This is a genomic window from Vreelandella sp. 21 (assembly GCF_050995515.1).
Taxonomy (GTDB): Bacteria; Pseudomonadota; Gammaproteobacteria; order Pseudomonadales; family Halomonadaceae; genus Vreelandella; species Vreelandella alkaliphila.
The window spans coordinates 3,897,390-3,914,534 of the sequence record NZ_CP194673.1; the positions used below are offsets into that span (position 1 = coordinate 3,897,390).

Consider the following 17,145-nt stretch of genomic DNA (forward strand, 5'->3'; position numbering starts at 1 on the left):
GAATTAAGGCGTGCTTTGTAGGTGTTCAAGCATCGCCATTAGCGCTCTGGCTTGAGTGCCATCACGCGTGTCGTGCAGCGGGTTGAGCTGCCAAGTACTTTCGGCAAAGCCCCACCAATCCCAGCACCCCTGAGGATTAGCCATACTGCTTTCCGCCTGCGGGTATAGCACCACTTGACCATGGTCTGCTGCCCAACGGTTCAAACCACTGTGGCGTACAAACGTATCGCCAATGGCATCAACGCTCATTTGACAACCATGCAAGGCTATTGTGACAGGACACCCTCCCGCCTCACACGCCTCAGGAATAAACAGATACCCCACATCAGCCAAGCCTTTAACCGCGAACTCCGACTGATCAAAGGCCATCACTTCGCCCTCGCTAGCATTAGCCTCACGCTCAGGGTAAAGCCATGAGAGCATATCGCCAGCCACGTTCTCATCACAGGCAAGCACATGGCTACCACCGCCCTGGCGACAGTCGCCAAGTGCCTGGGGGCTAGCGTTGGCCTGCTTCGGCAGTTTGATGGGCCAGCCATGGCCTGTGTGCTCACTGCGCACGAAACGCAGCTGTTCTGAAGATGCCAGCCAGCGCTGCCACTGCTCTGCTAACAAACTCCCCAGCTCTGGAGAAACCGTGTCATCTTCATCACCGTGCCATACATAGGCACGCAGCTGGCTTAATGCGTCGCGCTCCCCCACCTGCTCAAGCGACTCGTAACGCTCGCGCCGACGGTCCAGCTCATCCAAGGAAGGCAACCCACGGCGGGTGCTCATGCACTGGTTAAGGGCCAAACTGAGCGCGCCCTGGGCACAGCTCCAAGGGCCCGCCGCTAATACACCCACACCACTAAAGCGCTCAGGCCAAGCAACCGCCAACTGTGCGGCCATGTAACCGCCAGAAGAGACACCTACCACGCTCGCGTGATCGCTCGCTGCGCTTAGTGCAGGTAAATCACCAGGCACGGCATCTGCTTCAGCGTGAACAGCCGTGCTGCCCAGCAGTAACAGCGCACCCAAAAAACAAGATGTAGAAGCGGCGGGACGTGTCATTTACTCGACGCCTAACAGTTCAACACGGAACGTCAGCATTTCATTTGGACCAATAGGGCCTTGGCCGCCTTCACCATAAGCCAGCTCAGCAGGGATATATAGCATCCAGCTGTCGCCAACGCTCATCAGTTGAAGCGCTTCCTGCCAACCTTCAATGACTTGATTTACCTGGAAACTCACCGGCTGACCACGCTCAAAGGAACTGTCGAATACGGTGCCGTCCAACAGCATGCCTTCATAGTTCACTTCAACGGTGTCTTCAGCGCCAGGAGTTGCGCCGTCACCGGACTCAAGCACTTCATACTGCAAGCCAGACTCAGTCACTTCAACTTCTTCACGCTCAGCGTTTTCCGCTAAGTAAGCTTGACCTTCCTCTAGATTAAGCTGGGCAATTTCAGCGGCTTCTTGCTCGCGCTCTGCCATAGAACGCTCTTGGAAAGCGACCAGCGCCTCCATCATTTCTTCCTCGCTTAACGCCAACTCTTTGCCATCAAAGACATCGCGCATACCGTCCGTAAATGTATCTAGATCGAGGTCTTCAATATCAGCCTGCATGCTCTCGCCTAGAGTGACACCTAAGCTATAAGCAAGGCGCTGTTCGTCGGTTTCAGGAGCCGCTGCCGCGAACGGAGCAACCAGTAACAAACTCGCCAAGGCGGTGGAAGAAAACAATGCTTTCATGTAAAAAACCTTATCCAACGGCGCAACGCGCCAAATGTTTGAGTAGCTCAAAGACTAACACCCGCCACCTCAAGCTGCATTACCTGAGAAAACGGGTGTTAGTAAGACCGCTATTAAGTTCAGTAGTTTGGTGTCTTAAACGACCAATGTGGGACAGTGTGCCGCACCCGCCACACGCTGGGAGACACTACCCAACAGCAGGTTTTTCTCACCGTTGGTTCCTTGAGCGCCAATCACGATTAAATCGCACTCCCTCTTTCGGGCAAAGCGCACAATGGTTCGTGAGGGGCGGCCGCCTTTCACAAACGCCCTTATTCGCGCGCTGTCCGCCCCCATCTCTATGGCATAGGACTTGGCGTGGACTGCAATTTCCGTGGCGTACTCTTTCAGTGCATCATCGGGCAAATCAAGTTTATTCGGCCGCACCATGGAAAGCGATGCTTCCAATAAGCTGTGGTGCTTAAAGACACACAGCAAATAAAGCTCTGCACCGGTAAGCATATGCAGGCCAACCGCTTTATCGAGCGCCTTAATCGCCCCTTTCGAGCCATCTACGGGAATTAAAATGCGATTAAACATCCGCGTTCTCCTTGTGACTGCTTAGCGGAAGGCAACATCACGCAAGAACAGCGCAATTTGCGGGAACATGATCAGCAGCGCCGCCGCTAAAATCAGCATAAAGATAAAGGGCGGTGTGCCTTTGATGACTTCCCAGTAAGGCCGCTTAAAGATCGCAATCGCGGTAAATATATCGCAGCCAAAGGGTGGGGTCGCCGAACCTATGGCTACCTGCAGCGTAATCAAAATACCTACCAGAACAGGATCCAGACCGGTCGCCGCAATTGCCGGAGCAAAAATTGGCGTAAGCACCAAAATGACCACAATCGGGTCAACAAACATACAAGCGACAAAGAAAGAGATACAGATTGCAATCAGTACGCCTGTCGGCCCAGCTTCATTGACGCCTACCGCTTCCAAAATCATTTGTGGAATCTGCGCGAACGAAATTATCCAGGAGAACCCATTACCAACAGCGACCAATATAAACACCACTGCGGTAATCAAGCCGGTGGATTTAGCAATCGCATAAATATCGTTCATTTTGAGCGAACGGAATACCACAAACTCAAGCAATACGGCATATAGCACACAAGCTGCAGCGGCTTCTGTCGGGCTAAAAATGCCTCCGTAGATACCGCCAACGATAATGACTGGAAAGCCTAGCGGCCACAGTGCTTTTTGCACAGCTACAGCACGCTCTTTCCAGCTAGCGCGGGGTTCGGTAGGCACGCCTTTTACCACAGCGTAAACGATGCAATAAACTGAAAACATAAACAGGATCAGAAGCCCTGGCCCAATACCCGCAATAAACAGCTCGCCAATGGATGTTCCTGAAATAACCCCATAGATGATCATGCCAATACTTGGGGGTATCAAAAAGGCAATATCACTCGCGTTGATGATAAGTGCCAGCGTAAAGGGATCAGAATAGCCCGCTTTTAGCATCTTGGGTCGCAGCGGTGAGCCCACTGCTACTACGGTTGCCTGAGTAGAACCAGAAACCGCGCCAAACAGCGTACAGGAGGCCGCCGTACTGACCGCAAGACCGCCTTTGATATGACCTATAAAGGACATCACCATATCAATTAAGCGATTGGCCGACTGACCTCGTGTCATTACATCTGCCGCCAATATAAACATTGGCACCGCAATCAGCGAAGCAGGCCGAATACCCGCCATCATCTGTTGAATCAGCGTATCCATTTGGCCGAAGCCGTTAAACATCATATAAAAACCGATCACCGCTGCCGTAATCAGCGGGATCATCATAGGAAAGCCCAGCAGTAGCAGGGCAATCATGGTGACTACCATTATCGTCGTCATAGCGTTCCCCTAGAGTGCAAGCCCTGCTTTACACTTCTGTTTCGGTGTCTTTGTAACCGTCAACTACCCCTGTCGAGAGATATACATCCCGAGAGGTAAGGTTTTTAATTGCCGTTAACAGGTACTGAATGCCCGTAATGAGAAAGCCCATCGGTACCCAGATATAAATGATCCAAATAGGTAGCCCGAGTGACGGCAACACGCGACCTTTGCTTTGGAGATCGAGGATGTACACCACGGAGTAGTACAGCAGGAAAAACATGACGAGGGAGGTAAAGAACGAAATACCTATCATCAATACCTTGCGCCCCCCGACAGGCAAGGCATCGTAGATGGCTGACATACGAATATGACGACCGTGTCGAGCAGCGTAGCCGATACCCGCAAAGGTAATCATAATGATCAAAATACGGTTTAATTCCCCTGAAAACATAATGCTATTGCCAAATACAAAGCGGGCAATAACATTAGTGACCGTATTCAGCGCCATTAGCAAAACCCCCATCGCCAGTATGACTGACTCGATTTTGCTAATTGCAGTGTCGATCACGCCTAGTATGCCGGGCAAACCAGAGCTGTAATTCTTTTCGGATTCTTCTTCGGTCATGGCCGATCTCCTCTTATGCAGCGTGGCAGCTAACGATTAAAAACCTAGTGCCTCTTCTTTCACTGACCACCGAACGGAGCGTGTCCAGCCTTACTCATTTTGTAGCGTAACGGTTAATAACTCTTTCCGCTTCAACGCTGGATGTACGTAAATTTTTCTGTGTTTTACGCAAGGTAACGAGCTTTTTTTTGTTAGATGGCTATCAGCACCGGGTGAGCGTATAAAAATAAAAAAAGGGCAGCGCTGGCTGCCCCCTAGGTGATTTACCGTTCAAAACAAGTGCACTAAACGGTAAATTATTCGTTAGTTACGGCTTCGAGATCAGCTTTAAACTGCTCCAGCAGCTCAGCACCTTTATCACCCGTCATTTCTAAAAAGGCTTCTTCAACCTGAGGAGCACGGTCACGGAAAGCTTGGATTTGTTCTTCATCCAAACGTGTCACAGTGACTTCATCCGAAGCTTCCTGGATTTTAGCTAATGCCTCGTCGGCTAGCCCTTTAATGTGCTCGATTGTGTGATCATAGGCAGCAGCAGACGCTTCCTGCACTAGCTCTTTGTCTTCATCGGACAAGCCTTCATAGAAGTCTTGGTTAGCCATCATGGCGGTAGTGAACCAGCCATGGCCTGTGAAGGTAAGGTGCGGTGATACTTCATATAAACCGCCAGACTCGATCCAGAAAATCGGATTTTCTTGACCATCGATAATGCCGGTTTGCAGGCCACCATATACTTCGCCCCACGGCAGCGGCGTCGGTGTTGCACCAAAGGCATCATACGTTTCTGAAAGCAATGGATTCGTCATGGTACGAATTTTCTTGTTATTCATATCTTCCGGCGAGCTGATCGGCTCGTCGGTGGTAACGACCATTTCACCTTCAGGGTACATCTTCAGTAGCTCAAGGCCTTGTTCAGCGTAGAGCTCAGGGAACATCTCGTTGATGGCCTTACTCTCATCAAAGAAAGTCAGGACGGTTTCTTCATCTGTTGGTAGCAGGTAAGGGATAAAGAAGATTTGCGCTTCTGGGATAAGAGAACCCGTGAAACCAGGCGACTGGTTTACAAACTGAAGAATGCCGTTTTGGGTCTGCTCCATGATGTCATCAGATTCACCTAACTCACCAAAACGGTAAACCTGAACGCTGTGATCGGAATTCTCTTCAATATAGTCTTTGAATGCGTAAGCAAACACATCTTGGACATCGCCTTCGTACTCTTCGTGGGCGTAACGCCAGTTATCTGCTTGAGCAGCTGCGCTGAGACCAAATAGTAGTGCACCAACGCTCGCCGTCGTCATTAACTTAGTCGTTACTGAACGAGTCGAAATTAACTTGCTTGCCTTCATGCAGAGTTCCCCTAGCAGTGGTAAGCGCGCTATGCGAGTGCGCTAATATTTAATTTTTGTATAATGCGTGTCGCTCTTAAACGCTCTGTTAGTTGCCAGTGACTTTAGAGTAACTATTTATAAAATCATCATTCATAAAGCCTATCTTTTTGAATACGTTTAGAAACAGTTACACAAGCAATAACAACCTTAAAACACGCGTTATTCAAAAATAGCTTAATTTCAGGCTAGCGCGGTCGATCGTAGCGGTCAAGCCGTTCCGCAAGTATAGCAATCGCCTCTCTGACGTTCTCGCGCTCGGGTGACACAACTACTTGATCAAACGCAAGGCCATCAGAAAACAGCTTACTTTGCAGCCATTGTGCGACATCTTGCTTACTTATAGCGCAGTTTGTTAACCGCTGGTTAAGTTCAGACGTTTGCAATATCCAGTGCTGCCAGCGTTGAAGGTTCTCACGCTCAGCTTGAAGTTCGGCCTGCTGAAGTGTCTTTCGCAACTGGGCAATGCCCTCACTTTCTGCTGCTTGGGGCTTAAGATCACGACGCAACTGCCGCAAAACAGCGGTGACCGATTGCTGCCAACACTCACGCGCTTTGCGCTCCATTGACAGCGCACCAGGCGTTACCTGAAGACCGTAGTGGTAGAGCCAGCTATGCACTAGAAGCTCACACACATCCACCCCTGCACTATCTTGCAGAACAAGGCATGCTTGCTCGACTCCAGGCTGGGCATAAAATGTCAGCGCAAAATCCCATAGTGGAGCCTGCTGTAAGCGCTGGAATCGGTTAGAATCGAACATTGATTTACCCACTTTTTTCGGGAGAATGCATGATCGCACTGCGCCAAGTCGCCCTGCAACGGGGTACACAAACGCTACTCGATAACGCTGACCTTACGCTCCACAGCGGTATAAAGGCAGGCATTATCGGGGCAAACGGCGCCGGTAAGTCGAGCTTATTCAAACTTCTGCTAGGCGAGCTCGGCCCCGACCAGGGCGACGTCGAGATGAGCGGCGGCCAGCGGATAGCCCACATGGCCCAGGAAGTTGAAGCGCTGGATCGCCCCATTGTGGAGTACGTGCTGGATGGCGATTATGCGCTGCGACAAGCGGAGGCTGATCTACTGGCCGCGCGCAAAGCAGACGATGCACATCGGGAAGCCGAGCTACATGGGCTTATCGAAACCCTGGATGGCTACACGGCAGAATCGCGGGCATCACAGCTGTTAGTGGGGCTCGGGTTTGTGCAAGCGGATCTTAAGCGGCCTTTGTCAGACTTCTCCGGTGGCTGGCGTATGCGGGTGAACCTAGCCCGCACGCTGTTTATGCCTTCCGACTTATTACTGCTTGATGAGCCGACTAACCACCTGGATCTCGATGCCCTACTTTGGCTAGAACAGTGGCTAACCCGCTACCCTGGCACATTACTGCTGATTTCTCATGACCGCGACTTTCTGGATGCCGTGTGTGATCACATTGTGCATATGCATCATCAAACGCTCGAGCTTTACCGCGGCAACTACTCTCGCTTTGAGCGCACGCGGGCTGAAAAACTCGCTCTACAGCAAGCAGAAGCAGCCAAACAGCAGGCTCGCCGCGAAGAAATTGAGCGCTTTATAGCGCGCTTTCGCGCCCAGGCAACCAAAGCAAAGCAGGCGCAAAGTCGTGTAAAAATGCTGGAGCGTATGGGGGATATTGCTGTTGCTCATACGGATTCGCCTTTTCACTTCACGCTGCCTGCCGCAGATAAGACCTCACATCCGCTGCTCGTGCTTGACCAAGCGACCCTCGGCTATCGCAGCGAAACAGGCGATGTCGCGCAGTTAGAGAAGGTCAACATTACGTTATTACCCGGTAGTCGCATCGGCCTGTTAGGCCCCAACGGCGCGGGCAAATCGACACTGATTAAATCACTGACCGGTGAACTTGCGCTGCTAGAGGGCAAGCGCGTGCCAGGTGAGCATTTAGCCATTGGCTATTTTGCCCAGCACCAGCTGGAAAGCTTGGACGTGACGACGACGCCGTTTGTACATGTGCAACGGCTCTCTCCCAAGGCGAGTGACCAGGAAATTCGCAATTTCCTAGGTGGCTTTGGCTTTAAGGGCGATGACGCCTTTGGCGAAGTTGGCACTTACTCCGGCGGTGAAAAAGCGCGCTTGGCGCTCGCGCTGGTCGCCTGGCAGAAACCCAACCTGCTGCTGCTCGATGAGCCAACCAACCACTTGGACTTGGAAATGCGCGAGGCGCTCACCGAGGCGCTGGCAAGTTTTGAGGGCACGGTCATTCTTGTGTCTCACGACCGGCATTTATTGCGTGCCACGGTTGATGAATTCTGGCGGGTAGCAGACCATCGTGTTGAACCCTTTGATGGCGATCTCGATGACTATCGAGCATGGTTAAAGGCGCGTTTGGAAGAGGGCAGACGCGATGCGCGTAGCGAAAAAAGCGAACGCCAAAGTCAGCAGCCTAGCGGTGACCGAAAAGCCGCTCGCAAAGCAGCGGCGGAGCTGCGCGAGAAACTGCGACCACTGAAAAAAGAGCGTGATCAAGCTGAAAAAACTCTGGAGAAAACTCAGCAGGCGCTTGAAGAAGTAGAAGCTATTTTGGCTGACCCGACACTTTATACCGACAGCGCTCGTAAAGCAGAACTGACCGAAGCACTTGCCCAACAGGCGAAAATCAAAAGCCGCTTGGACACCGCCGAGCAGCAGTGGCTCGCCGCCGAGGAAGCGCTGGAAACAATGGAAGCAGAGCTATTAGCCAGCGAAGACGCCTAGCCCTGCGCTGACTAATACTGGCTGCTTTAATCTAGTCAAATTAAGTAAACTAGCTTTCAAGCATGAACGTTACCGGCCCATCGTTAATTAACGCCACTTGCATATCAGCGCCAAATTGGCCGGTTGCAACGTTGGGCCAGGCAGCGGATGTCTTAGCCACCAAATAGTCAAACAGGCGCTCGCCTTCAGCAGGTGGTGCAGCGCTAGAGAAGCTGGGGCGCAAACCTTTGCGAGTATCAGCGGCCAACGTAAACTGAGATACCAGCAGTAAGCCTCCGTTAGCCTGTTGAAGGTTATGATTCATTTTGCCTTCTTGGTCACTGAAAACGCGATAGTGCAGCAGCTTATGCAGTAGTTTTTCAGCATCAGCCTCACTGTCGCCCTTTTCAACGCCCACTAAAGCCAGGAGACCATGGTCAATGGCCCCTACCATCTTACCTTCGACCGTCACGCTGGCGTTTTTTACCCGCTGAATCAGTGCCTTCACACTTGCCTCTTGCGATGTGTCCCAAAGAAAATACAGTGTACTCGCTGGCACAGGCGTCAGACAAAACCCTTATTTGAATTAACCCTGGCCCAGTAGCGCATCGCGAAAATCATCGCTTAGAGGGCGCTCGCCCAACCAAATACCAAACATAGCGCTGGCGAATTCAGCACTGTCATCTTCAAATACCACATCGCCATTCAGGGCGAGCTGCAGCGACTCTCCATCCCAGCTGAGTAGATAGCGATCACCAGGCACTACAGCACGATAGCGCTGATTCAGCCGCTCTAGGTCCTCCTCAATCTGGCTAAACTCATAGAGTGTCAGCGACTCTTTTAGCGTTTTCTCAGTCGCTTCAGCAAAATCAGCCGCCTCAATGTCATGAAAATAAGCTAACTCAAGGCGACGAGGGACATCGCTCAATGGCAGCGGCTCAGTTTCTCCCTCAAGCTGGTAGTAAGCCCCTGCATAGGCGGTCCAGATCATATAGCGGAACACACCACTACCCATTAACGCGTAGTGCTGACCGTTAATTTCCACGACGCGCTCAAAGCGCTCTCCTCGTTCAGTCACACTATCTGCCAGCACACTGGGTGCCAATAAAAGTGTACCGACTGACAGCAGCGTGCCCAGCATTAAAGGGTGTTTGTGTACATATAGCATAGCGAAACCTCTATTTTTCGGAACACTAACTATACATACACAAAACAAAAATAAAGGTTCCGTACAACAACTACCAGGAGCGACATAGCATGAGGTCGCAGTGAGGTTCGCCTAACAGCATTTCAGTCACTTGGCTGGTGTGCTGGGGCTGGCCACGGCTTCCAATAATCACCAAATCTGGAGAGTGTCGCTTCATGTAATCTTGAAGCACATCACAAGGTTGCCCTGGCTCGAGCACTAACTCAACATCAGGGACGCCATCAAGATCGCGCATTAAACTCTCAATCTCGTTATCCAGCGTCCTACGTAAGCGTTCTACTTCATGGTCTCTCCACTGGGCAAAATTAGCCTGGGAGCCCAACTCACGCTCTCCAGGCAAGCTCCAGGCATGTAGGAGCGTCAACTTAGCTTCTGGAAAGCGAATGAGCGCCTCCCTGAGCGTTTGACGAGCAGTCAGCGAAAAGTCGATCGGCACCAGGATATGTTGCCAAGGCTGAGTTGGTAGATAAGAGGCGACCACCACTGGGCAGGGCGCACTTCTCAGCACACGCATCACGGTGGTTCCCAAAAGGAGATCTTTCTGTCCGCGCTTACGGTGCATGCCCATAATAATTAACGAGGCATTGCGTTCGTGGGCTTCTCGCACAATTTCAACATGAGGCGCCCCCACAACGGTTTGAATAAGCAACGAAGGCGCTTCCAGCGCGTAATCTTCGCGCAGGTCGGTCAATGTGGCACTGATATCTTCGTTAACCGCGCTTTCAACGTCGTGAAGAACACGGTGGGGCAAGTAAGGGTCAAGGACGTGAAGAATGTCGAGCTGCGCCCCTTGGGCATAGGCCAGCCGAAGAGCGCGGGCAAACGCAGCGCGGTTATCCTGAGAAAGGTCCGTAGCGAACAGCAGCGTGCGAGACATGGCGCAACTCCTTGGCCGATCAAGTCGGCACCGTCAGTAGGCACTTTGGACGATCAAGCGGGCACCTTTCAGCATGGTGTCCGTTTGTGCATACCGCAAGGTGTGACTTACTTTTTCCACCGCTACTCTGCACGTTTATGGCGCTAGGTCATTTACATCACCACCACGCATGAAAGTGGTGCACCGGCCCACGCCCATGACCGACACTTAGCCGCGTGCTCGCTTCTAATGCAGCATGTAGCCACAACTTGGCTTCACCAATCGCTTGCTTAGGCGCATTTGGCGCCGCATCGGCGGGTAGTTTTGCTAGACACGCAGTGATCGCAGACGAGAGAGCACAGCCCGTGCCGTGCAGGTTGTCAGTGTCAATACGCGAGGCAGGAAGCCATGTGTGGCCGTCCGGGGTTGCCAGTAAGTCAGGACAGGTATCTCCGCGTAGGTGCCCACCTTTCAGCACCACATAAGGCGCGCCCAACTCCACCAGCGCTGGCAGCATCGCTTCCATGTCATCCAGCGAATTCGGTGACTCGGCGTCTAAGAGCACAGCCGCTTCAGGCAAATTGGGCGTAATTACGTCAGCCAACGGTACCAATATATCGCGCACAGCACGAATGCCTGCGTCATCGACCAGAATATCACCGCTTTTGGCCACCATTACCGGGTCCAGTACGATCCAGCGGGGACGGTTTTGCCGCAAGACTTCAGCGATTACCTCGGCAACCTCACGGCTGGCGACCATGCCAATTTTAACGGCATCTAATGCCACATCATTTATCAGGTTTTCTAGCTGCTCGCGAATAGCGTGAGGCGAAACCGGATAAACGGAAGCCACACCACAGGTATTTTGGGCGATGACAGCAGTGATGACATTGGTGCCGTAGACACCCAGCGCCGAAAAAGTTTTCAGATCACCCTGCAAGCCAGCGCCACCCGAGGGGTCAGATCCTGCGATGGTAAGTACATTGCGAAGGCGAGAATCGTTGGACATGGGGCTCCTTACTTAACGGTTCAGTAGCGCTCTAGAATACCCAAGTACAGCGCTCAATAGGGGCTTCTTAACTAAAACAATGGCCGCCCCTTAGGCGGCCATTGTGTGTTCAACGGGAGCAGAATGCTAATAGCATAGTTACATCGCTATTGAGCCGCTACTGCGTTGTGTCTCCATCTGGATTCCGTGCGTTGTAGTACGCCTGTTCAGAAATCGCATGGTAGTTTTCGACTTTATCCTGGAAGGTACGATAGGAGTCATAAATCCGTGTACCCAGCTCGCTTGATTCAGCCAATTCAGCAATAACGTCTTCTGAATGCTCACGGGCCTGAGCCAACACGTCGTCAGGAATACGGCGCAGTTCAACCTCATGCTCGTTGACCAACGTCTCCAACGCATCGTTATTACGCGCGGTGTACTCATCAAGCACATTCGCATTAATATCGCGCACTGCGGTCGTCAAAATAGCCTGTAAATCAGCGGGCAATTCGGCTAAGGCTTCTTCGTTGACAATGGTTTCAAACATCACCGTCGGCTCGTGCCAGCCAGGATAGTAGTAATAATCGGCAGCCTGATGCAGACCGAAAGCTAAATCATTATAGGGGCCAATCCATTCGGTCGCATCAATGGCACCTGACTGAAGTGATGTGAAGATTTCGCCGCCAGGCATGTTCACAATGGCAACGCCCATACGGCTCATCACTTCACCACCTAGACCTGGCATGCGCATTTTCAGACCATCAAGGTCTTCAATCGAATTGATTTCCTTGTTATACCAGCCCCCCATTTGAACGCCAGAAGCACCCGCCACCATGACATCCACACCAAAAGGCTCGTAAACTTCGTTCCACAACTCCATGCCACCGCCAAAATGCAGCCAGGCATTCATTTCCTGTGCGTTCATGCCAAACGGCACGGCAGCGAAGAACTGTGCTTCAGGGGCTTTGCCCTTCCAGTAATAAGAAGCAGAGTGGCCAAGCTCAGCAGTGCCGTCAGACACAGCATCAAAGACTTCAAACCCAGGTACCAACTGGCCAGCACCAAATACTTCAATGGTCAGGCGACCATCGGACATCTCTTCCACCAGTTGCGCGAGCCGCTCGGGCCCCTGCCCTACACCTGGGAAATTTTTTGGCCAGGAAGTGACCATTTTCCAGCGGAAGTTTTCTTGTGCTTGGGCCTGATTATCAAAACTTGAAACTACCAGCAAACTAGTGGATAGAGCGGCTGTCATCGCAACGGCGACAGGTAAAGCGTTGGCTTTCATATATTAACCCTCTTGCTTCTATTATTACTGTTATAGGTAGGAGGAGTCCGCCTAGCCCAATTGGCTAGGCGGTTTGTTACAAGCCGTTCGTTTATGCAGCTTGGCTGCTTTTGATTAAGGTTGCCACTTAGTTGCGTTGATAGTCACGATAGTTTTCAACTTGGCACTAATCAAAAAGACGTAGCCTAAAATTGAGTAGGTAGCCATGTAGCTAGTTGGGGGAAAAACGTTAGCATCAGCAGCATGCCAAGCTGCATCAGGATAAACGGGATAACCCCACGGTAAATTGCCGAGGTCGGCACCGAGGGTGGCGCTACGCCGCGCAGATAAAACAGCGCAAAGCCAAACGGCGGAGTTAAGAATGACGTTTGCAGGTTAATAGCGATCATGATGCCCAGCCAAATTGGGTCAAGCCCCATGGCCAGCAGAATCGGCCCAACGATGGGCACCACCACAAACGTGATTTCGATAAAGTCGAGAATAAAGCCAAGTAGGAAGATGACCAGCATCACGATAATGGTCGCCCCCACCACTCCACCGGGCATACCTTCGAACAAGTCGGTGACCATATGCTCGCCGCCGTAGGCCCGGAAGACCAACGAAAACAGCGCCGCACCAATCAAAATCATAAATACCATGGTCGTCACATGGGTAGTTGAACGCAGCACGTCTTTCAGCGTTGCCCAATCCAGTTGACGATAAGCCAGCGCCAGCACCAGGGCACCAAAGGCACCGACAGCCGACGCTTCGGTAGGCGTTGCAAAACCGCTTAAAATCGAGCCAAGCACCGCCACAATTAGCACCACAGGCGGCACTAAGCCTTTCAACAGCAGCATCCCCAGGCCTGAAGTGTGACCAAGCTCCGCCATTAGCTCTTCACGGTCTGCAGCTGGGGCCATTTGCGGGCGAAACCACGCTACCAGAGCCACGTAAATCATGTACATAACGACCAGGAGTAACCCAGGCACCAGCGCTCCCATAAACAGATCACCCACAGAGACCGTTTTAGGGCTGAAAATACCCATCGAGAGCTGTGCCTGCTGGTAAGCGGACGAAAGCACATCGCCAAGCAGTACCAATGCAATGGAGGGCGGGATGATCTGGCCAAGCGTACCGGTCGCACAAATGGTGCCGGTCGCCAGCGAGGTGCTATAACCGCGCTTTAGCATGGTAGGTAGCGACATCAGCCCCATGGTAACCACGGTGGCCCCCACAATGCCGGTAGATGCTGCCATCAACATACCTACCAATGTCACTGAAATACCTAAACCGCCACGCATGGCACCAAACAGCAGCGCCATCGCATCAAGCAATGTTTCAGCTACTTTGGACTTCTCCAATAAAACGCCCATTAAGACAAATAATGGCACTGCCAATAACGTTTGATTGGTCATAATGCCGTAAAGCCGGTTGGGCAACGCGGCGAGATAACCACTGTCGAAATTGGCGTCGACGCCGATGGTCTCAAGGCCTAGGCCCATTCCTGCAAACAACAGCGCGGTGCCCGCTAACGAAAGCGCCACCGGGAAGCCGAACATCAGTACGATACAGATGGTGGCAAATAAAATAAGCGGCATAAATTCCAACATTAAACGCGCTCCTCAAGGTGGTTATCATCACCAACAGATGGGGGTATCCGGCCAGTAAATACGTAGCCGTTGCGCACCACTTCAATGATGCCTTGTACGATCATCAGCGCGGCAAAGAGCGGTATTAACGTTTTCAGTGCAAAGACGGCTGGAATGCCACCATAATCGGAGGAGGTTTCCATAATACGCCAGGAGTTAGCAACGTAGCCTAAACTGGAAGCAATGACAAAAGCCATCACAGGCATCAACAGCGTGATAATACCCACGATGTTAACCATCGCTTGGCGACGGGGCGTCATTCCACGGTAGAAGATATCGACACGCACATGGCCATCGTGGCGAAAGGTGTAGGCCGCAGCGAGCATAAAGACACTGGCGTGCATGTACATCACCAGTTCTTGCATAAAAATACTGTTAACGCTGAAAATATAACGAAGCAGTACAATCGCGAACTGAATCAACATCATAATGATGATCAGCCACGCAAGGCTACGTCCGAACCACTCCGAAGCGCGGTCCAGCGCAGCGATAAACGCAGGTAGTTGTGTTGTATCTGACATGGAAGTGTCTCGCGTAAAACGACTAAGGGGGTCAGCGCCCCAGACAATAGCGCATATACGCAGACAATGCAGCGCCCATAAACTGCCTAGCAAGCTTATTATTAAACGCTTTGGCGAATCGCCGCTAGGCAGGCTGGAGGTAACGGTAAATCGACAGCAATCGGTAAATGGTCAGAAAACAGATGGTCCAGTACATGGACATCTGCGACTTCAAGTGTCTGGGAAAGCAGGATGTGATCCAGGGCGCGCCGGGGCTGCCAGGATGGATAGCTAAGCAGCGGCTTAACCGGGTGAAGTGGCAACGAGGTACTAAAACGTTCATGAGCATGAAGCTGGTCAGGCGTACAGTTTAAATCACCCATGACCACCACATGGCGCAGCGGCTCAATAATATTGCTTAAGTAATTCAGCTGACGCACACGCCCGCGCTGACTCAGCGCCAAGTGGGCGACAAAGATATGCAGTGCATCTGGCCCCTCACCATAGCGTGCGTGAATTGCACCACGCCCTGGCAACATCCCTGGCAGACGATGCTCTTCGATGTGGCTAGGCACGATACGTGACAATAGCCCATTACTGTGCTGAGCAAACTGCCCTAAATTACGATTTAGCTGCTGAAAGTAGTGGGGAAAGCGTGCTTTAGCGGCAAGGTATTCAACTTGGTTTACGCGACCGGAACGAAAACTACCGCCATCAACCTCTTGCAGGCCCACCACATCAAATGGCTCTAGCACATTACCCATTTGCGCCAAGCGTTCCAGACGTTGAGGGTGAGGCAAAACATGCTGCCAACTCCGCGTGAGGTAGTGGTGATACGCTGACGTTTGAATACCTACCTGCAAATTAAACGTCAGTAAGCGGATATGGCCACGTTCAACCAAAGACAACGCAGACGAGCCTACTTGCCCACCTGCGTGACCATGCTTTAACACCGTTATTGTGCACGCTCGTTACGCACGCGCTCGACAAGCGCATCCGCAATTTGCGGCATATTTTCCAAGCTACCCGCCGTGCTTGGCGACACAACGTAGCGGCCATCAACAATTAGCGCTGGCACACCCATCAGGCGCATTTCACGCATGCGGCTGTTGGCTTTATTGACTTCGCTACGAACGCCAAACGCCTTCAACGCCTGCTTAGCTTCTTCTTCACTGACACCGTAATTAGAGAAAAACTCGGCGATTTCATCCTCATCTGTCAGTGAGCGACCATCTTCATGAATGGCCTCAAAGAAATCAGCGTGCAGTTCATCTTCGATACCTAGAGATTCTGCTGCATAAAATGCCGTCGCGTGGGTATTCCAGGCACCACCCATGGTAGCCGGCATATGCACAATGCTAACGTCGTCTTCAAGTGTTTCGTACCACTCATTTACTGGTGTTTGCAGCCGATAGCAATGCGGGCAACCAAACCAAAACGCTTCGGTCACTTCAATCTGCCCTTCGTCGACCTGTGTCTCCACTGGCGACTCAAGCAGTGTGTAGTGCTGACCCTCTACCAACTCCTGAGCACTTACTGCCGCAGATAAACCTAAGCCAGCAATCGCGACCATTAACGTTTTCAACATAGCGAAAATTCTCCAAGAATGAGCGAGACTGTGACTGCCGAGCATGCATAGAGGTTCCCTATCTCTTTAATTACCAGCGAGATAGGGAACCTTGATTAGCTACGACTAGTTCAAGCCTAACAGGTAATTCGCTACAGCTTCCATATCGTTATCGCTCATTTTGGAAGCGATATCACCCATGATGTTGTTCGGGCTGTTAGCACGCTCACCGGAAGCAAAGTCTTGCAACGTGGACACCGTATACTCTGCGTGCTGACCTGAAAGCGCTGGATATACCGCGCTGCCAATACCAGCCCCCGCAGGTGTATGACAAGCACTGCAAGCAGGAATACCTTTGGACATATCACCCGCCCGGTACAGCTCTTCACCGCGTGCTAAAAACTCTGAGTCTTCATCGTTAGTTTGGCCAAGATTGGCGTTTTGGCCTGCAAAGTGAGCCGCAACATCCCAAGCGTCTTGATCAGAGAATGCATCGACTTGACCAGCCATGGTGGGAACCAAGCGGTTGCCGTCGCGAATATCCATGATTTGCTTGGCCAGATAGGACATCTGCTGCCCTGCCAAATTAGGGAAGGTACCCACTGCGCTGATACCTTGCTGACCATGACAGGCCGCACAGGTTTGAGCCAGTTCACGACCTGCCGCCGCATCCGCGTCAGCTTGGTGGTCGGTTTGAGCGTGCACGGTGCCAACGGCACCCATGGTAATTGCCAGGCTTGCCAGTAACTTTCTCATTGCTATTCCACTATGCCGTTTGATTATTGACT

At 51.8% G+C, this 17,145-nt stretch carries 18 protein-coding genes; 1 reads left to right on the plus strand and 17 read right to left on the minus strand.

The genetic code is table 11. The features are described from left to right. Nucleotides 1–3 precede the first annotated feature (3 nt). The 7 genes from ACN06F_RS17630 to ACN06F_RS17660 all read right to left on the minus strand — a co-directional run bounded on the left by ACN06F_RS17630 (nucleotide 4) and on the right by ACN06F_RS17660 (nucleotide 6,368). On the minus strand, nucleotides 4–1,053 hold the full coding sequence (locus ACN06F_RS17630; protein WP_271911432.1) for a PHB depolymerase family esterase: 1,050 nt from the start codon (nucleotides 1,051–1,053) through the stop codon (nucleotides 4–6). After that, nucleotides 1,054–1,734, minus strand: coding sequence for an FKBP-type peptidyl-prolyl cis-trans isomerase (locus ACN06F_RS17635; protein WP_038479544.1), 681 nt, complete (start codon nucleotides 1,732–1,734; stop codon nucleotides 1,054–1,056). Between the two features lie 135 nt (nucleotides 1,735–1,869). After that, nucleotides 1,870–2,313, minus strand: coding sequence for a universal stress protein (locus ACN06F_RS17640; protein WP_009723217.1), 444 nt, complete (start codon nucleotides 2,311–2,313; stop codon nucleotides 1,870–1,872). Between the two features lie 21 nt (nucleotides 2,314–2,334). Next, nucleotides 2,335–3,618: a TRAP transporter large permease gene (locus ACN06F_RS17645; protein WP_038479547.1), complete on the minus strand. Its 1,284-nt coding sequence runs from the start codon at nucleotides 3,616–3,618 to the stop codon at nucleotides 2,335–2,337. Nucleotides 3,619–3,646: 28 nt separating this feature from the next. After that, nucleotides 3,647–4,225 carry a TRAP transporter small permease gene (locus ACN06F_RS17650; protein WP_038479550.1) on the minus strand — a complete coding sequence of 193 codons (579 nt, stop codon included), beginning with the start codon at nucleotides 4,223–4,225 and terminating at the stop codon, nucleotides 3,647–3,649. A gap of 296 nt (nucleotides 4,226–4,521) precedes the next feature. Further along, the gene (gene dctP, locus ACN06F_RS17655; RefSeq protein ID WP_038479553.1) at nucleotides 4,522–5,568 is read right to left on the minus strand and encodes a TRAP transporter substrate-binding protein; all 1,047 of its coding nucleotides are present in this window, start codon (nucleotides 5,566–5,568) and stop codon (nucleotides 4,522–4,524) included. Nucleotides 5,569–5,795: 227 nt separating this feature from the next. After that, nucleotides 5,796–6,368, minus strand: a complete 573-nt coding sequence (locus ACN06F_RS17660) for a TIGR02444 family protein (protein WP_253486308.1) — start codon at nucleotides 6,366–6,368, stop codon at nucleotides 5,796–5,798. A gap of 29 nt (nucleotides 6,369–6,397) precedes the next feature. Here ACN06F_RS17660 and ACN06F_RS17665 point away from each other — a divergent pair, with 29 nt between their 5' ends. Beyond that, nucleotides 6,398–8,344 carry an ATP-binding cassette domain-containing protein gene (locus tag ACN06F_RS17665; protein ID WP_038479559.1) on the plus strand — a complete coding sequence of 649 codons (1,947 nt, stop codon included), beginning with the start codon at nucleotides 6,398–6,400 and terminating at the stop codon, nucleotides 8,342–8,344. Nucleotides 8,345–8,393: 49 nt separating this feature from the next. Here the strand turns inward: ACN06F_RS17665 and dtd are convergent, their stop codons facing one another. From dtd to ACN06F_RS17715, 10 genes are all read right to left on the minus strand, one after another. Then, on the minus strand, nucleotides 8,394–8,831 hold the full coding sequence (dtd, locus tag ACN06F_RS17670) for a D-aminoacyl-tRNA deacylase (protein ID WP_038479561.1): 438 nt from the start codon (nucleotides 8,829–8,831) through the stop codon (nucleotides 8,394–8,396). Nucleotides 8,832–8,909: 78 nt separating this feature from the next. Then, the gene (locus ACN06F_RS17675) at nucleotides 8,910–9,491 is read right to left on the minus strand and encodes a chalcone isomerase family protein (protein WP_038479564.1); all 582 of its coding nucleotides are present in this window, start codon (nucleotides 9,489–9,491) and stop codon (nucleotides 8,910–8,912) included. A 70-nt stretch (nucleotides 9,492–9,561) separates the two neighbouring features. Beyond that, nucleotides 9,562–10,407, minus strand: coding sequence for a universal stress protein (locus ACN06F_RS17680; protein WP_038479567.1), 846 nt, complete (start codon nucleotides 10,405–10,407; stop codon nucleotides 9,562–9,564). A gap of 157 nt (nucleotides 10,408–10,564) precedes the next feature. Further along, a complete protein-coding gene (gene thiD / locus ACN06F_RS17685; RefSeq protein WP_253486311.1) occupies nucleotides 10,565–11,395 on the minus strand; it encodes a bifunctional hydroxymethylpyrimidine kinase/phosphomethylpyrimidine kinase in 831 nt (276 codons plus the stop codon). A 157-nt stretch (nucleotides 11,396–11,552) separates the two neighbouring features. Then, on the minus strand, nucleotides 11,553–12,662 hold the full coding sequence (locus tag ACN06F_RS17690; RefSeq protein WP_433924433.1) for a TRAP transporter substrate-binding protein: 1,110 nt from the start codon (nucleotides 12,660–12,662) through the stop codon (nucleotides 11,553–11,555). Nucleotides 12,663–12,847: 185 nt separating this feature from the next. Then, nucleotides 12,848–14,251, minus strand: coding sequence for a TRAP transporter large permease (locus tag ACN06F_RS17695; protein ID WP_198348768.1), 1,404 nt, complete (start codon nucleotides 14,249–14,251; stop codon nucleotides 12,848–12,850). Beyond that, nucleotides 14,251–14,811 carry a TRAP transporter small permease subunit gene (locus tag ACN06F_RS17700; RefSeq protein WP_038479576.1) on the minus strand — a complete coding sequence of 187 codons (561 nt, stop codon included), beginning with the start codon at nucleotides 14,809–14,811 and terminating at the stop codon, nucleotides 14,251–14,253. The genes ACN06F_RS17695 and ACN06F_RS17700 overlap by 1 nt, the downstream gene beginning before the upstream one ends. 101 nt (nucleotides 14,812–14,912) lie before the next feature. Next, nucleotides 14,913–15,743, minus strand: coding sequence for an endonuclease/exonuclease/phosphatase family protein (locus tag ACN06F_RS17705; RefSeq protein ID WP_038479579.1), 831 nt, complete (start codon nucleotides 15,741–15,743; stop codon nucleotides 14,913–14,915). Between the two features lie 2 nt (nucleotides 15,744–15,745). Then, nucleotides 15,746–16,378 (minus strand): thiol:disulfide interchange protein DsbA/DsbL, encoded by a 633-nt coding sequence (locus ACN06F_RS17710; protein ID WP_038479582.1) that lies wholly within the window; start codon nucleotides 16,376–16,378, stop codon nucleotides 15,746–15,748. A gap of 105 nt (nucleotides 16,379–16,483) precedes the next feature. Next, nucleotides 16,484–17,113: a c-type cytochrome gene (locus ACN06F_RS17715; protein WP_433924434.1), complete on the minus strand. Its 630-nt coding sequence runs from the start codon at nucleotides 17,111–17,113 to the stop codon at nucleotides 16,484–16,486. Nucleotides 17,114–17,145 lie beyond the last annotated feature (32 nt).

Coding starts and splice junctions, on each gene's coding strand:
- ACN06F_RS17635 (WP_038479544.1), bottom strand. CDS start 1,734: ATGAAAGCATTGTTTTCTTCCACCGCCTTGGCGAGTTTGTTACTGGTT.
- ACN06F_RS17675 (WP_038479564.1), bottom strand. CDS start 9,491: ATGCTATATGTACACAAACACCCTTTAATGCTGGGCACGCTGCTGTCA.
- ACN06F_RS17715 (WP_433924434.1), bottom strand. CDS start 17,113: ATGAGAAAGTTACTGGCAAGCCTGGCAATTACCATGGGTGCCGTTGGC.
- ACN06F_RS17665 (WP_038479559.1), top strand. CDS start 6,398: ATGATCGCACTGCGCCAAGTCGCCCTGCAACGGGGTACACAAACGCTA.
- ACN06F_RS17660 (WP_253486308.1), bottom strand. CDS start 6,368: ATGTTCGATTCTAACCGATTCCAGCGCTTACAGCAGGCTCCACTATGG.
- ACN06F_RS17630 (WP_271911432.1), bottom strand. CDS start 1,053: ATGACACGTCCCGCCGCTTCTACATCTTGTTTTTTGGGTGCGCTGTTA.
- ACN06F_RS17645 (WP_038479547.1), bottom strand. CDS start 3,618: ATGACGACGATAATGGTAGTCACCATGATTGCCCTGCTACTGCTGGGC.
- ACN06F_RS17680 (WP_038479567.1), bottom strand. CDS start 10,407: ATGTCTCGCACGCTGCTGTTCGCTACGGACCTTTCTCAGGATAACCGC.
- thiD (WP_253486311.1), bottom strand. CDS start 11,395: ATGTCCAACGATTCTCGCCTTCGCAATGTACTTACCATCGCAGGATCT.
- ACN06F_RS17650 (WP_038479550.1), bottom strand. CDS start 4,225: ATGACCGAAGAAGAATCCGAAAAGAATTACAGCTCTGGTTTGCCCGGC.
- ACN06F_RS17690 (WP_433924433.1), bottom strand. CDS start 12,662: ATGAAAGCCAACGCTTTACCTGTCGCCGTTGCGATGACAGCCGCTCTA.
- ACN06F_RS17700 (WP_038479576.1), bottom strand. CDS start 14,811: ATGTCAGATACAACACAACTACCTGCGTTTATCGCTGCGCTGGACCGC.
- ACN06F_RS17710 (WP_038479582.1), bottom strand. CDS start 16,378: ATGTTGAAAACGTTAATGGTCGCGATTGCTGGCTTAGGTTTATCTGCG.
- ACN06F_RS17640 (WP_009723217.1), bottom strand. CDS start 2,313: ATGTTTAATCGCATTTTAATTCCCGTAGATGGCTCGAAAGGGGCGATT.
- dctP (WP_038479553.1), bottom strand. CDS start 5,568: ATGAAGGCAAGCAAGTTAATTTCGACTCGTTCAGTAACGACTAAGTTA.
- ACN06F_RS17695 (WP_198348768.1), bottom strand. CDS start 14,251: ATGTTGGAATTTATGCCGCTTATTTTATTTGCCACCATCTGTATCGTA.